This is a genomic window from Roseibium sp. LAB1 (genome assembly GCF_054658235.1).
This window is the reverse complement of sequence record NZ_BAAGIB010000001.1, coordinates 1,141,994-1,157,302: the sequence shown is the minus strand read 5'-3', so window position 1 is coordinate 1,157,302 and position 15,309 is coordinate 1,141,994. Positions and strand designations below refer to the sequence as shown.

The following is a 15,309-nucleotide window of genomic DNA, read 5'->3' as shown; positions in this document are numbered from 1 at the left end:
TTTGGATACGCGTTTTTCAGGCTGCATTCCTGGTGCTTCTGTTAAGTGCGATGCCTGATAAGGCGGAAGCGTCCTACGCCGATTGTCCAACTCATACGGACCCGCTTGATCCGCTTGTACTGAACTTCACGCTGGATGAATGCACGCTGGAAAGCGGTATCGGTTCAACAACACTGGATGACGACTGGATATTGATCCAGGATCAAGGCTCTGGAAGCAGTCTCACCAATTTCGATATCAACAACGGTCCAAATGACCCGGGTAATGTACTCTCGTATTCCGTTACCAATGGAACGGATACGATCAACGTAGCGTCGCCTGGCATTCAGACGATCGATTGTACCACGACCTGCACAATTACCGGGTCCTATGGTGCCTCAAGCATCAATTTCACCTATCTGGATACCGGCACCGGCGGGGCGGTCACACCGCCCACAACGCCTCCCACATTCAGCCAGTCATTCTCTCCAGGTACCATCGTGGCGAACGGAACATCGACCGTCACGTTCACGATCAACAATACGGCGAACGGCACGGACGCGGATTCGCTGGATTTCACCGACAACTTGCCGTCGGGAGTGACCGTTGCCTCCCCGTCGAACGCATCCACAGTGTGTACCGGTGGCACACTCACGGCGACCAGCGGATCGGGTGTAATCAGTTACAGTGGCGGAACGGCTGCTGCGGGTGCGACCTGTACCGTCAGTGTTGATGTAACGTCTGCAAGTGACGGAAGTTACGTCAACACCACAGGTGATCTCACATCGACCCTGGGAAATTCCGGCACATCATCCGCCACGCTGACGGTGGCCTCTCCTGAAATCAACGTCCAGGGCAACGGGGTTAGCATCGTCAGTGGCGACACGACACCGTCGGCGGCAGATGACACCGAATTCGGCAGCGTTTCTGTTTCGAGCGGTACGAATGCAAATACCTTCACAATCCAGAATACGGGTAATGGAGCGCTCACACTGACCAGTGTGACGTCCTCTGACAACACACAATTCGCGGTGTCGGGGACAACGGCCGGTTCGATATCGTCTTTGGGGTCTGTAACTTTCACGGTCACCTTCGATCCGTCCGCGACAGGTTCCCAGACAGCAACGATTACGATCGTCTCGAGCGACGCGGACGAGAGTCCCTATACGTTTACGGTTCAAGGAACAGGCATTGCTCCCGAGATCGACGTCCAGGGAAATGGGGTCAGTATTGCCAGTGGTGATACGTCTCCGAGTGCAGCGGACGATACCGACTTCGGGAGTGTTGCGGTTGCGAGCGGATCAGTGGCGAATACGTTCACCATCGAGAACACGGGCACTGACACGCTGACGCTTACAAGTGTAACGTCGTCGGACAACACACAGTTCGCCATTTCCGGTACGACGAGCGGATCGATCGCATCTTTGGGGTCTTCGACCTTTACCGTCACCTTTGATCCCAACGCCGGCGGGACCCAGACCGCTACGATCACCATCGTTTCCGATGACATCGATGAAGGTACTTACACTTTCTCTGTACAGGGGACTGGCATCGCGCCAGAGATCAACGTTCAGGGGAACGGGACAAGTATCGTTAGCGGCGACACGACTCCGAGTTCGGCGGATGATACTGATTTCGGCAACGTTTCTGTTGCGAGTGGATCCAACGCGAATACGTTCACGATCCAGAACACCGGAACAGATACCCTGACGCTGACGAGCGTGACATCTTCCGACAATACGCAATTCGCGGTTACCGGCACGACGAGCGGCTCGATCGCCGCTTTGGGGTCGTCGACTTTCACGGTCACTTTCGATCCCAATGCCCTCGGAACGCAGTCGTCGACAATAACGATTGTCTCTGACGATCCCGACGAAGGAACATACACCTTTACTGTACAAGGCACGGGGGTGGCGCCGGAGATCAATGTCCAGGGGAACGGCACAAGTATCGCCAGCGGTGATACGACGCCGTCGGCCGCGGATGACACCGACTTCGGCAGTGTTTCAGTTTCCAGTGGAACGAATGCGAATGTCTTCACGATCCAGAACACGGGCACGGACGCGTTGACGCTGACGAGCGTGACATCCTCGGACAATACGCAATTTGCTGTTACCGGCACAACGAGCGGTTCGATCGCCGCCTTGGGGTCTGCGACCTTCACGGTCACGTTTGATCCAAATGCCCTGGGAACCCAAACGTCGACGATCACGATTGTCTCCAACGATGCAGACGAGGGAACCTACACTTTCACGGTGCAAGGCACGGGAACGTCCACTCCGAGTTTCACGCAGTCCTTTTCTCCCGCGACCATTCTGGCGGGTGGAACCTCGACGGTTTCCTTCGTCATCATCAATTCCGCCAACGCGGTCGCGGCAACGTCGCTGGATTTCACTGACAATCTCCCCGCTGGTTTGACGGTTGCCTCACCTGCAAATGCCTCAACCACGTGTACCGGGGGGACGATAACAGCGACCAATGGGTCCGGTGTGATTTCCTACACTGGAGGTACCGTTGCGGCCGGGGGCAGCTGTTCCTTGAGCGCGGACGTTACCGGCTCTACAGATGGTTCCTTCACGAACACGACCGGAGACCTGACCTCCAGTCTTGGAAACTCCGGAACGTCTTCAAGCACTCTCACGGTTGCTACTCCTGAAATCGACGTACAACGTCCTGCAGGAAACTCTATTGCGGATAACGGTACGGATGCTCAGGGAACGGTAAACGTGGGAGACCAGCAAACACTGGTCTACACAATCGAAAACACGGGTACCGCGACGCTTACCCTGACCGGAACGCCTACCAGTGCCTCGGCAAGCAATGTTTCGGTGGACTCAATCTCCGCACCGGGGCTCACAACGCTTGCGGGCGGTGCGTCCACGACCTTCACCGTTCTCTACACGCCCAGTGCAATCGGAAACTTTTCGTTCGAACTCGATATTCTCAGCGATGATGCAGACGAACCCACATATGACATCCTGGTGAGCGGCACCGCGATTGGCAGTCCGGAAATCGAGGTTTCGTCGTCGACAGGAAATACCGTATCGGACGGCGGGACAGATACCGTTCCGGGTATCGTCATGCCGGGAACAACGTCGACCATCACTTACACGATCACGAACACCGGGTCGGCTGTTCTAAACCTCACAACTCCGACCGTTGGAGCAAACGTTACCGGCACAAGCAACGTCACAGTCAACAGTTTCACCTTGAGTTCCAACACCGTAAGCAGTGGTGGGGGAACTGCGACGCTGGCTGTGTCCTATACGCCAACAGCGCCTGGAGCATTCGGGTTCGACTTCAACTTCGCCAATGACGACGCGGACGAAAACCCCTTCAACGTATCGGTGAGCGGGACGGCAAGCGGGGCGGCGGCGGCACTGTCGGTCGTGTCGGGGTCCGGGCAAAGTTCCGAAGTCGGTACCCGGTTCGAGGCAGTTCTCGTCGCGAGGGCGACAGACGCCAGCAACAACGCTGCTGCAGGTGTCAGTGTAACATTCACCGCTCCGGCGGGCGGGGCGTCGCTGACATTTGCCAGCACGGGAACCAATACGGAAACGGTGACCACGGCTGCGGACGGGACGGCGACCAGTTCCGTGATGACCGCAAACGCGATCGCCTCGTCCTATAACGGCGGCGGTGCTCTCACGACATATTCGGTGACGGCGAGTTCCACCGGGTTGAGCAGCGTGAGCTTCTCGTTGACCAACGATCGGGATGCATCGGCCGATATCCAGAAAACGAAGGAAGTGATTGCATCCTTCGTGACCAACCGGGCAAATGCGATTGTGTCCGGACAGCCTGATATCGTCTCGCGCCTGACCAGCGGCCCCTTCGGCCGCCAGCGTGGCCGCAACGGATTCAATTTCGACGTTACGCCCAACTCGCAATCCGGAAATTTCCAGTTCTCCCTGCGAGCCTTTGCAAATTCTCTTCGGCAAGGCGGTGGAAATGGAAACAGTGCGACAATCGCTGAGGCTGCGACTGGCGTTCGGGCCGCCAACGCCGAGCCCGAGCGCTACGCGGTTTTCGACAATTTCACGTCCTCCAGCACGATGAGTTACACGAGCGTTGGTCCGCAGGTGATGCAGGACGATACCCTCGCGATCCTGAGCGGCTCCAATGGAGATGCACCTTCCGGCGGCGAGGGTGGTGCCGAGTGGCAATCGGGTTGGGATTTCTGGGCCCAGGGTACCTACGCGATCACCGACAACAACAGCAGCAACAGCAAGACCGGGCTGTTCTTTGCCGGGGTCGATTACCGTTACAAGGACAGAGCCGTTCTGGGCTTGTTGGGACAGCTCGATCTGACAGAGGAGCGAAACAGTGCCGCCGATACCTCCGCCGACGGCGTTGGCTGGATGGCCGGGCCTTATGCGGTTCTCCGGGTTCACCAGAATTTCTACCTGGACGGCATGGCGACCTACGGACAGTCCTACAACAGTGTGAATGCGCTGGGGCTGTTCGAAGATGACTTCAGAACACAGCGGTTCCTGCTGCAAGGCGGCCTGACCGGGGACTTCAAGCTCAACGAAACGACCAGGGTCAGTCCGTTTGCCCGGATCACCTATTATTACGAAGAGCAGGAAAGCTATACGGACACGCTGGGACGGCTGATCCCGTCACAGGATTTCGATCTGGGCCGTCTGGAGTTCGGGCCGAAGGTGTCCTGGGATCTGCAGCTGAACGAGCTTCTGTTCTCACCGTTCCTGTCACTGTCCGGGATCTACGACTTCAACAAGTTGCAGGACGACACCCCGACAGATGCGACGCTTGCTTCTTCCGATGAAGACTTGCGTGCGCGTGTTGAGGCCGGGGCCGGGCTTCTGGTTCCAGGGCGCAATATCCAGATTTCCGGAGAAGGCTTTTTCGACGGGATCGGGACGTCGGACTTCCGGTCCTACGGCGCAACGCTCAACGTCACCATACCGTTCTGAGGTAATGAGAACTGCCTCCGGCAACCCGGTGCCGGAGGAGGTTCATTTGGCTATAAGCTCAGGCTGCCTGACCGGAGACACCGGTGATCATGGAGACGATCTCGTTCTTGTCTGTCTCGCTGGTCTTGCGCACGCCGATCTGCTGACCGCGGCGCAGGACGCAGATGCGGTCAGACAAGCGGAAGACCTGGTCGAGACTGTGGCTGATGATCAGGATGGCGAGATTCTTTTCCTTCAGTGATGCGACCAGCTGTTCGACCTTGGCCGTTTCGGCGACGCCGAGAGCTGCCGTCGGCTCATCCAGCAGAACCAGTTTGCTGGCCCAGTGGGTGGCCCTGGCGATGGCGATGCCCTGGCGCTGGCCACCGCTCAGATCGCGGATGACGGAGCCTGCGGACGGAATGCGCACATCCAGCTCGTCGACCAGTTCCTGGCATTCCCGGCGCATGCGCTTCTTGTCGAGCAAGCCGAAGGGGGGCTTGGTCAGTTCGCGGCCGAGGAACATGTTCATGTAGACCGGCTGCTGGTCAGCAAGGGCAAGGTCCTGATACACAACCTCGATGCCGAGACTGCGGGCCGAACTGGCGTCGGAGAACGATGCAGATGTGCCGTCCAGCAGGATGTCACCAGAGGTTGGCTTGTGGACGCCGGAGATGATCTTGACCAGCGTCGACTTGCCGGCGCCATTGTCGCCGACGAGAGCAACGATCTCGCCCGCGTGAAGGTCGAGCGAAAAGTTCTCGATGGCAACCACGCCGCCGAATGCCTTGTGGATGTTTTTCAGGGATAGAACAGGATTGTCGGCGGTCATTGCTGGAACGCTCCCGGCCAGGAGACGGCATCTCCGAAGCCATTTTCGATTGTGGTGACAGCAGGCGTCCCGGTGCTGACACCGGAAATGCCGACGACTAGAGCGCGGGTCACGAAGGCCTGGCCACGGAAACCGAAGACGACGGTGTCCCCGGCGCGCACCGACTTGGGCGAGGTGGCGTCGATCATCGCGTAATAGTCGATGGCGGAATAATCGGGGATCTCGACGTCGAGCAGATCCGCCTGGCTGGAGGTCGGCTCCGAGGAGACGAGGGCCTTGACCGGGTACTTCGGGAAGACCGGATCGATATAAAGCCCGCCGCCGAAACAGTAGGCCTTGCCGCTGTGGTGGTGCGAGACTTCCGACAGATAAAGGACGGCCGGATCTTCCGGCAGGTCTTCCACTGCATGAAGTGGCGTGGTGCCGTGCAGACCGTTGCCCGGTTCGCACTGTGTGGCACCGGCCTCGGCCAGCGCGCCGAGCACAGCGGAAGACGTGGTGCCGGGGGCGTTGATCTCGATACCGGTGCGTCCTGCAGCTGCCAGCGCTTCGGCTGCCCTGGCGAGGGTCGACAGGTTCGGCGTCGGTTTTACCTTGCGTGTTTCCAAGTCGAAGAGCAGGGCGGGAAAGGTCGTGATGCCGGCAAAGGCGCCACCTTCCAGGGCATCAAGTTGTTCTGCCACGGTGACGATATCTTCCGCGTCGAAGCCGCCTTCATGGCCGCGATAGAAGGTATCGCCTTCAGTCTGGATACGGGCAAGCAGGTTCTGGACCCGTCCGGCCACCGAGGCGGCCTTTGCAGCTTCCTGTGCCTTTTCGGGTGAGAAGACCGTCCAGTAGTCCGGTTGCAGCTTGGCGGCTGCAAAAGCTGCCTCCCGCCTGGGGACCTGAACGAGATGACCGAGGTGACCGGTCCGGAGGCCGGCGCGGTCGCAGGCGAGAGCGCAGGCCATGTCCACGGCGACGGATCTTTCGACGCCTCCGCGCATGACCGCCTGGCAGAAACCGGAGTGGCGGCCGACCTGCTTGGTCATGGCGAAGGTTTTCAGGCCGTGTTTGTCGGCTTCCCCCTTGAAGAGGCGAGCGTTGCGTTCGACCGCGTCCAGATCGAGCACATAGGCGTTGGCGGGAATCTTGCCGGCCTGGTGCAGCGTCATGGCTGCTTCGATGAAGGCCGGGTTGCGGCGGATGAGAACGTCGAGAAACATCGTGGTCCTCCAGGTTACCGGCTGGTGTCGCGCAGGGAGACCGCGACAGCGACGAGAATGATGAGACCGCGGACGATCATCTGGTCGGAGACGTCGAGCCCCATCAGGATCAGTCCATTGTTGAGCATGCCCATGAGCAGCGAGCCGAGCAGGGCACCGATGACGGACCCCTTGCCGCCGTTGAGAGCGGTACCGCCGACGATGACGGCGGCGATGACCGTCATCAGGTCACTTTCGCCGAGCGTATATTTGGCTGCCTGCAGACGGCCGGCGTAAAGCAGGCCGGCAAGTCCGGCCATGGCGCCGCAAAGTGTCAGGACGCTGAGGCGAATGCGCGGCACCTTGATGCCGGACACCTGGGCAGCCCGGGCATTGTCGCCGGTTGCTACCACATGGGCGCCGAAGCGGGTGTTGCGGTAGACGATGTGACCGATGACAACAGCCGCGATGGTCCAGATGACCAGCGAGGGAATGGAGAACAGGCTGCCGGAGCCGAAGATGCCGGCGAAGGTGTCGTTCAAGACCGGGATCGAACGCAAGTCCGTCATGGAGCGGGCGATGCCGGCGAAGAGGCCCATGGTGGCCAGCGTCACCAGAAAGGACGGCAGGCGCAGATAGGCGACAAGGACACCGTTCATGGCCCCGATCAGAGCGCCTGCACCGATGCCGGCGATGATGCCGACGACCATCGGGTAACTTTGTAGAGCCATTGCCGCTGCCAGGGCAGAAACGGCAACGACGGACCCGAAGCTGAGGTCGATTTCTCCGGCGGACAAGGCGAAGACAAGGCCGATGGCCATGATCGTTGCCGGTGCCGTCTGCAGCACGATATTGGTCAGGTTGCGGGGCGACAGGAAGCCGACGTCGTGAAGGGTGAGAGCAAAGAAAAGAAAGATTCCGAGAAACCCGAAATAGATCACGCCTTGCTTGTAATCGAGTTGTCTTAGTCTCGAAACCGCCTGGGTCATGGATTGCCTCAAGTTCGAAGAGGTAGGTGGCGGCAGGCCGCAAGGCGCGGCCTGCGCGGGAATGGATTTACTTGGCTGCTTCGGCAACGCTTTCGGGCGGATCCATTTTCATGGATTTGTTCCAGCCTTCGGTGACATTATCCGGACCAACCGTGATGGCGTCGACCACCAGGAACGGTTCGACGGACTTGCCGAGCAGGCTGGCGGCAGCCGAGCGTGCCGCATAGACGCCGATGCTGTAGGCTTCGTCCGCAACGATTGCCGCTGTGTTGCCGCCCTTCAGCATGTCGAGGGCGACCGGCTCGTTGAGGTCGATGGTCACGACCTTGGTGGTGTCGTTGCCTTGCTGGCGCAACACAGAGAGGACGCCGAGCGCGGGCTCGGCCCAGGGTGTGTAGATGCCGCCAAGGTCCGGATTGCGAGACAGCATGGCACGGGCGATGTCCTCGGCATTGGCGGGATCCGTCATGCCGGATTCGATGACGATATCCATGTTCGGAAATTCGTTCTCGATGGTCCATTTGAAAGCCTGGTCACGCTGGTTGGTGACCGGGAAATCCGCATCGTGGAACATGTAGCCGACGGTGCCGGTCTCGCCCATGGAGGCCGCGAGTGCCCGGGCGGCCTTTTCGCCGATCTGAACCAGATCAGCGGAGACGACGGTGACGTAGTCCTTGCCATGAGTGAAGCCGTCGACGGCATTGTCGACGAAGACGAGCTTCACGCCTGCATCGCGGGCGATGCCGTAAACTGTCTGTGCTGTTGTCGGATCGATCGGCAGGGACACGATGATCGACGGCTGGTTGGCCATGATCGTCTCCACGTCGGACTTCTGGCGGGCAGAGTCAAAACCGGCGTCGGTTTCGGCAACGACCTTGATGCCAAGACGTTCGAACTCGTCCTTGGCGCCGCGGGCAACCGCATTGGACCAGTCGTAGAGCTCGTGCCATGCAAAGGCCGCGGTGTAGTTGCCTTCAGCCACCTTCGCGACTTCGGCATCGGTCAGTTCGAGCGTTGCGACAGGGGTCGGGGTTTCGCCCTTCGGGCCCACCGTTTGCGGGCGGTCTGCAGCCGAGGCGAAGGCAGTCATGCCGACCAGCAGCGTTGACGCCAGGAGTGTCTGGTACTTGAACATGCGACTTCTCCGTAAGGTTCGGTATTAACCGTCGGAAAGACGGCATTGCTTGTCGGAGGTCCGTTGGGTCTTTTAGTCTTGTTGTGAGGACCTTTTGGCCGGCAGGCTGCGATGGGTCAGCCTGCCGGATTGCCGGATCAGTTCGCGGAGGTAACGCTTGCCGGCGGGTCGATGTTGAGGGACTTCTTCCAGCCCTCGGCAACATTGTCCGCAGTCACGGTGATGGCGGGTGCGGCGATGAACGGCGGAACGTCCTTGCCGGCAAGACGCAGGGCTGCGGCTGCCGCCATGGCACGGCCAAGTTCATAGGCCTCGTCCGCAACAATGGCTGCGACGTTGCCACCGCGGACCATGTCGAGCGCAACCGGTTCGGACAGATCCAGCGTGACTATCTTTGTTTCCTTGTTGCCGTTGGCACGAAGAGCTGCCAGCACACCTTCGGCCGGACCGGCCCAGGTCACGTAGATGCCGCCGAGATCCGGGTTCTTGAGCAGCATGGCGTTGGCGATCTCCTCGGCGCGAGCCGGGTCGCTGATGCCCTGTTCGGCAACGATCTTGATATCCGGATAGTCGTTTTCGATGGTGGACTTGAAGGCGTTGTCACGCTGGTTGGTCACGTAGTAATCGGCGTCGTGGTAGATCCAGCCGACAGTGCCCTTGCCGCCCATGGCGCTGGCGAGCGCGTCGGCAGCCTGTTTGCCCATCTGAAAAAGGTCGTCAGTCACGATGGCCGCATAATCACGCGGGTGCTCGTAGTCGGCAGGCAGATTGGACAGGAACACCAGGGAGACGCCGGCATCGCGGGCTTCCTTGAAAGCGGCGGCGGATGTGACCGGGTCGAGCGGTAGCGACAGGATGATGTTGGGCTGTTTGGCCATCGCCGTTTCAACGTCGCTTCGCTGCTTGGCAGCGTCAAAGCCGGCGCTGGTGGTGGCGACAACCTCGATGCCGAGGCGCTTGAACTCGTCCGTTGCACCGGCGGAGACCGCGTTCACGAAATCCGACTGGTCGTGCCAGAGCAGGGCTGCCTTGTACTTCGCGTCCTTGATGGCGGCGACGCTGTCGTCGGGCACTGTCACGTCGGCGGAAAGCGTTGCCGCTTCCCCCTTCGGGCCGACCGTCTGGGCCATGGCGGAGACGGACATCAGCCCGAGAAGGGCGGATGTCGCCAGATGTTTGACTAGCAGTTTCATTTCTAACCCTCTGTTATGTTTGGTTCAGTCTGCTTCTTCTTCCAGGCCGCAATAGTCGGCCACGAACAGCGCGAAAGCCCTGACGGCTGCCAGATAGCTTTCCACCTCGATGCGCTCTTCGAATGTGTGTGCCACGCTGATGTCTCCAGGTGCGCAGTAGACGGCAGGACAGCCGATCTCGTTGACCAGAAAGGGAGATTCGGACCAGTAAGGCGCGCCGCCGATGGCGCCGCCGGTAAGGTCCTTGCCGTTCCTGGCCACCTGGACGCAGCGGGACAGCTGCAGGGCGGCGGGGGTGGCGCGGGAAATCTCGACGGGTGAGCCGCCAAAGCGGTGATCGCGGCCAGCGGGATACGCAATCTCGATGCCGATACCGTCCGCGACCGGTGCCGATCGGACGACAGCTTCGAAGGCGGCGACTGCTTCATCCAGGTTCTCGCCGGGGCGGAGCTTGCGGATCAGGGAGAGCTTGCACTCGCCCGGCACGGCAATATAGCCGCCGCCATTGATATGCGTGACGAGGATGGAGGAAGCGCCGAGGAGATCGTGCTTCGGACCTGCCGCCAGTTCTGCCTCGTGTTGCCAGAGTTTGCCCAGAACTGCGTGGGTTGCCTTCAGGGCATCGACGCCGAGTTCGGGGGTGCCGAAATAGGCGGATTTGCCGGTTATGGAGATGTCGGCAATGAAGAAGCCGATCTGGGCCGTGTAGACATCCAGCCTGGTCGGCTCGACATAGACCGCGAAGTCCGGTTTCGCGATGGTGCCGTTGTTGACCCTTTTGACGAGATCATGCGCGCCGGCGCTGACGCCGGTGCCCGGTTCGCCGCTTTCCTCATCGCCGATGAAAGCGAAAGAGAGGCCGCCGGCGGGACAGAAGCCCGCCTTTTGCAAAAGCCTGAGGCCGCCGAGCGCGGCGCATATGCCGCCTTTGAGATCGCAGGCGCCGCGGCCCCAGATCTCCCCTTCGATCAAGGCGCCGCCGAAGGGGCTTTCCTGTGGCTTGCCCTGCCAGGCTTCCTCCCAGCCGCGCACATGCACGGTGTCGGTGTGGCCGACGAAGAGGAGGCGGGAGGTATCTTCGCCGGTGACCGGCTGGCGCTGGCCCCAGACATTGAGACGGCCGGGCAGAAATTCGCCGGAGCCGGTCTCAAGACCGAGTGTCTCCATTTGCGACTTCAGGAAGGTGGCAAAGCCGGTTTCGTTGCCGGTGACGCTGTCAATCGACAGGGCGCTGCGAAGCAGATCGATGTCGGCGTCCCGGTCCTGCGCAGCCAGCAGCTTTTGGTGCAGATTTGCGGAAACCATCAGGCCGCTCCCTTCTTGAAGGTTTCGATGGAGGGCGGCGGAACAGCGATTTCAACGCCTTTGAGGCCTTCGGTGAAGAGCGACAGGTGCAGACGGGAAAGGGCAACGGAGGCACCACCCGCGAGGGCGGCGTGATTGCCGAGGGTCGACTTCTCGATCAGCACCGGGCGGGGGAAGCATCTGGAGACGAACTTGCGGACGTTGCCGAAAAGCTCGTCACGGGTGCCGATGGAACCGCCGATAACGATGCAGGACGGGTCCATGACGGCTGCCAGCGCTGCCATGACGCGGGCGACCTGGCGGGCGATTTCTTCCAGTGTTTCGGTGGCGGCTGTGTCGCCGGCATTGGCGGCTTCGAAGATATCCGGCACATCGAGTGTCTTGCCGGTCTTGTGGGCGTAGAGATCGGTGATCGCGTGGGTGGCGGCGACACGCTCCAGGGCGCCGACTTCCAGGCTTTCCGGCTCGAACGGATCCGCACCGAAGGGCAGGTAGCCGATTTCACCGGCAGCGCCGTTCATGCCACGATGGAGCTGGCCGCCGATGACGATGCCGGCACCAATACCGGTGCCGATGGAGACGTAGATCAGGTCGTCCTTGTCGCCGCGTCTGGTGAGCCAATGTTCGCCGAGGGCGGCAAGGTTGACGTCGTTTTCGATAAAGACCTCGATGCCGAGGATATCGCGCCACAGGCCCGGGGCGTCGATGTCGCCGATGCCGGGAATGTTCGGGGCCATGCGGATGTGGCCGGTGGCAGGGTCCGGGGCACCCGGAACACCGATGACGGCGACGCGGGGCAGCTTGAGCGAGGGGCTGGCCTCGGTCGCGGCACGGCGGATCAGGTCCGCGACCTGATTGACGACAGCAATGCCACCTTGTTTGTCGGTCGGTTCGACCAGCTCGGAGACGACGGCGCCGGTGAGGTTGCAAATGGCGACACGGATCTTGGTGCCGCCGAGATCGACACTGGCAACCGAGGCGGCGTCCGGCACGATTTCATAGACCACGGCGCGGCGGCCAATGTGGCCTTCGGTCTGTCCGACCGTGCGGACCCAGCCTTCTTCTTCCAGATTGCCGACGATTTCCGAAACCGTCTGTTTCGACAGGCCGGTGATCTTGGAGACGCTCGCCCGGGAGATCGGGCTGTAGCTGGCAATCGCCTGGACGATGGCACTCAAAGACATGCGTCTGGAGATGTTCGAGGGGTCTGCCAAGGCTACGCTCCATTAGTTCGTTCTGTCACCGAACTAATTAGATTTTGAAGCCTGAGTCAAGCGGCGCAGCAAAAAATCGGGATGGTGAGGACGGACGAATGAGGGGGTGCGAAGGGAAAACGGGCGCACAGCGAGGGGCGTTCGATGTTTCCGGGAAAAGCCGAAAAAAAACTGATCAGATGCGCACAACTGGGGGCTGCCGCCAAACCCCTTTTTGATAGAGATTTTCTGAAAAGTGCTGCCTAGACAATGGTTTCAGACATCTAGGTGGCGTGGACAGCTTCGACAAAAACGGGCAAAAAGGGGCTTCCTTATTTTACCGTGGATCAGTGTGCCTCAAGGGCCAGATACCGGTTTCGCGCTTCCTTACAGGCCCCGACATTTTGCAAGCGAAGCCGCAGTGCTTCGAACCCTGTTGCTGTGGACCATCGATGTGGAAGCGGCGGACTGCGCCCTGATCTGACCTCCAGACAACTTGCAGGAAAGTGCGACCCATGACTTTGCCAGAAGGGGGCGGTAGCGCGCTGAAGTGGCCGACGGCCAGAGCGCGCCGGAAGGTGTGCGCGGAGTTTTGCGCGCATATTGCCGCCGGATATTCGATCGACAGTTTTCCGGACGCCGACCGCCGGACGATCCGTTATTACGCCGAACAGTTTCCCGAGGACTTTCCGCCCGCGAGGCTGGAAGAGGCAGCGCGGCGCGGCCTTCTGGAGTGGGAGCGGATCGGCAAGGACGGCGCAAGGGGAGAGCTGGCGAAATTCAACGCCAGTGCCTGGACCTTTGCCATGAAGAACCGCGCCGGCTGGCGGGACCGAATGGAGCCGGAAGCCTGGCCGGTCTGGAGCGGGCTGGAAGACAACCAGACACTCGAGACATTGAAACCGCGCAGCTCGGAGGAAATTGCTCTGGGCGTAATGGCATTGCTGACCGGAAAGGATATGCCAAAGGATGGCGACGGCCCTCGAAACGCTGATTGACCACATCGACCGGATGCCTGCGGACGAACGGGTTGCCTTGCAGAAGCAACTGGATGAGGCGGGGGTGCTGGACCAGTTTTCCGTCTGGCGGCCGCAGGCCGGACCGCAGACGGAGGGGTATTTCTCCGAAGCCGATCTGACGCTTTACGGCGGCGCGGCGGGGGGCGGCAAGACGGACCTGATTGCCGGACTGGCGCTGTTTGCCCACCACAAGGCGGCGATTTTCCGCCAGTCGCTCAAGTCCCTGAAGGGCTTGAGCGAACGCATGAACGCGCTGATGCGCCAGGCTGGCATGGGCAAGATTTCAGGCAATCCGCCAAGGTGGACCGGGCCCGACGAGCGGCTGATCGAATTCGGCCACCTGGGTCTGCCGGGCGCGGAAGAGGACTGGCAGGGCCGTGACCATGACCTGAAGGCCTTCGATGAAGGGGCGCAGATGGACCCGCGCAAGATCATCTTCGTGCTCGGCTGGCTGCGCACGACACGAAAGGGACAGCGCTGCCGCGGGTTGATCGCCACCAATCCGCCGCTGGGCGGGCAGGGGGATTACCTGAGCGACTGGTTCGCACCCTGGCTCGATCCGCTGCATCCGCTCTACGGCAAGGTGCAGCCGGGAGAGATCCTGTGGGCGGTGTTCATCGACGACGGCGATGCCATCCGCACGGTGTGGGTGGACGGGCCGGAGCCGGTGGAGATTGAAGGCGAGATCCGCACGCCGAAGAGCCGGACCTTCATTCCGGCACGTCGGCAGGACAACCGCTTTCTGGGAACGGACTACGATGCCCAGCTCGACCAGATGCCCGAACCGATGCGCACGGCGCTGAAGACCGGAGATTTTCTGGCGGCCCGGCAGGACCACGAGTGGCAGGTGATTCCGTCCGACTGGGTGGACCTTGCCTTCGAGCGATACGACCAGGGCATCGACCGGGACGAACCCATGACGGTGCTGGCGGTGGACGTTGCCCAGGGTGGCAAGGACCGGACAGTGCTGCAGCCGCTGCATGGCCGTCGCTTTGAAACCAACATCGTGCGCAAGGGCACCGACACGAAAGACGGCGCCGATGTCGGTTCGCTGATCATCCGCGAGCGACGCGACAATGCGATGATCGTGGTGGACTGCACGGGCGGCTGGGGCGGGGACACGGTTGGCTTCCTGAAGCGGGAAAACAACATCCCGGCGGAAAAATGCGTCTTCTCCGCCCAGTCGGGCGAGAGCGCGAAGGACAGCAGGATCCCGTTCTACAATTTGCGCGCCGAACTTTATTGGCGCTTGCGCGAGGCCTTGCACCCCAAGAGCGGGCTGGGGCTGGCAATCCGGCGGTCGGCGACGGTGAAAGCGCAGTTGACCGCGCATCGCTGGAAGATGCGAAACGGGAAAATCCTTATTGAGAGCAAGGAAGAGATCAAGGAACGGCTGGGCTCTTCCCCGGACGAGGCGGATGCGATTGTCGAGGCATTGGGATGGAAGCAGAAAGCGGAGTTGAAGAAGGTTCTGAAAAGCAGGGCCAAGAGTCGGATGGTACCGCTGGGCGATCCGCTGGACGGTTTCTGATCCGCGACCTTTGCCTGCGGGATGCCAGCT

The 15,309-nt window shown here is 60.8% G+C and carries 10 protein-coding genes; 3 read left to right on the top strand and 7 right to left on the bottom strand.

Annotation, left to right across the window (positions count from 1 at the left end; all coding sequences use genetic code 11):
* Nucleotides 1–50 precede the first annotated feature (50 nt).
* Nucleotides 51–4,916 (top strand): choice-of-anchor D domain-containing protein, encoded by a 4,866-nt coding sequence (locus ACYQ54_RS05485; protein ID WP_460080064.1) that lies wholly within the window; start codon nt 51–53, stop codon nt 4,914–4,916.
* A gap of 58 nt (nt 4,917–4,974) precedes the next feature.
* Here ACYQ54_RS05485 and ACYQ54_RS05480 read toward each other — a convergent pair whose 3' ends face one another.
* The 7 genes from ACYQ54_RS05480 to ACYQ54_RS05450 form a co-directional block, all read right to left on the bottom strand.
* Nucleotides 4,975–5,727 (bottom strand): ATP-binding cassette domain-containing protein, encoded by a 753-nt coding sequence (locus ACYQ54_RS05480; RefSeq protein ID WP_460080063.1) that lies wholly within the window; start codon nt 5,725–5,727, stop codon nt 4,975–4,977.
* Nucleotides 5,724–6,935, bottom strand: coding sequence for an alanine racemase (locus ACYQ54_RS05475; protein ID WP_460080062.1), 1,212 nt, complete (start codon nt 6,933–6,935; stop codon nt 5,724–5,726). Before ACYQ54_RS05475 ends, ACYQ54_RS05480 begins: the two co-directional genes overlap by 4 nt.
* 14 nt (nt 6,936–6,949) lie before the next feature.
* On the bottom strand, nt 6,950–7,903 hold the full coding sequence (locus ACYQ54_RS05470; protein WP_460080061.1) for an ABC transporter permease: 954 nt from the start codon (nt 7,901–7,903) through the stop codon (nt 6,950–6,952).
* A gap of 67 nt (nt 7,904–7,970) precedes the next feature.
* The gene (locus tag ACYQ54_RS05465) at nt 7,971–9,038 is read right to left on the bottom strand and encodes a substrate-binding domain-containing protein (RefSeq protein ID WP_460080060.1); all 1,068 of its coding nucleotides are present in this window, start codon (nt 9,036–9,038) and stop codon (nt 7,971–7,973) included.
* A gap of 137 nt (nt 9,039–9,175) precedes the next feature.
* Nucleotides 9,176–10,231, bottom strand: a complete 1,056-nt coding sequence (locus ACYQ54_RS05460; protein WP_460080058.1) for a substrate-binding domain-containing protein — start codon at nt 10,229–10,231, stop codon at nt 9,176–9,178.
* A 24-nt stretch (nt 10,232–10,255) separates the two neighbouring features.
* Nucleotides 10,256–11,536, bottom strand: a complete 1,281-nt coding sequence (locus tag ACYQ54_RS05455; RefSeq protein WP_460080057.1) for a M20 family metallopeptidase — start codon at nt 11,534–11,536, stop codon at nt 10,256–10,258.
* Entirely contained in the window at nt 11,536–12,750 is a 1,215-nt protein-coding gene (locus ACYQ54_RS05450) for an ROK family transcriptional regulator (RefSeq protein ID WP_460080055.1), read from the bottom strand. The genes ACYQ54_RS05455 and ACYQ54_RS05450 overlap by 1 nt, the downstream gene beginning before the upstream one ends.
* A gap of 494 nt (nt 12,751–13,244) precedes the next feature.
* Here ACYQ54_RS05450 and ACYQ54_RS05445 point away from each other — a divergent pair, with 494 nt between their 5' ends.
* Both ACYQ54_RS05445 and ACYQ54_RS05440 read left to right on the top strand, forming a co-directional pair.
* Nucleotides 13,245–13,727, top strand: a complete 483-nt coding sequence (locus ACYQ54_RS05445) for a hypothetical protein (protein ID WP_460080053.1) — start codon at nt 13,245–13,247, stop codon at nt 13,725–13,727.
* Entirely contained in the window at nt 13,699–15,279 is a 1,581-nt protein-coding gene (locus ACYQ54_RS05440; protein ID WP_460080051.1) for a hypothetical protein, read from the top strand. The genes ACYQ54_RS05445 and ACYQ54_RS05440 overlap by 29 nt, the downstream gene beginning before the upstream one ends.
* The last annotated feature ends 30 nt before the right edge of the window (nt 15,280–15,309 follow it).

What these genes read in the sequence shown, in the direction of transcription:
- ACYQ54_RS05485 (WP_460080064.1), top strand. Translation starts at nt 51, where the DNA reads ATGCCTGATAAGGCGGAAGCGTCCTACGCCGATTGTCCAACTCATACG.
- ACYQ54_RS05480 (WP_460080063.1), bottom strand. Translation starts at nt 5,727, where the DNA reads ATGACCGCCGACAATCCTGTTCTATCCCTGAAAAACATCCACAAGGCA.
- ACYQ54_RS05475 (WP_460080062.1), bottom strand. Translation starts at nt 6,935, where the DNA reads ATGTTTCTCGACGTTCTCATCCGCCGCAACCCGGCCTTCATCGAAGCA.
- ACYQ54_RS05470 (WP_460080061.1), bottom strand. Translation starts at nt 7,903, where the DNA reads ATGACCCAGGCGGTTTCGAGACTAAGACAACTCGATTACAAGCAAGGC.
- ACYQ54_RS05465 (WP_460080060.1), bottom strand. Translation starts at nt 9,038, where the DNA reads ATGTTCAAGTACCAGACACTCCTGGCGTCAACGCTGCTGGTCGGCATG.
- ACYQ54_RS05460 (WP_460080058.1), bottom strand. Translation starts at nt 10,231, where the DNA reads ATGAAACTGCTAGTCAAACATCTGGCGACATCCGCCCTTCTCGGGCTG.
- ACYQ54_RS05455 (WP_460080057.1), bottom strand. Translation starts at nt 11,536, where the DNA reads ATGGTTTCCGCAAATCTGCACCAAAAGCTGCTGGCTGCGCAGGACCGG.
- ACYQ54_RS05445 (WP_460080053.1), top strand. Translation starts at nt 13,245, where the DNA reads ATGACTTTGCCAGAAGGGGGCGGTAGCGCGCTGAAGTGGCCGACGGCC.
- ACYQ54_RS05440 (WP_460080051.1), top strand. Translation starts at nt 13,699, where the DNA reads ATGGCGACGGCCCTCGAAACGCTGATTGACCACATCGACCGGATGCCT.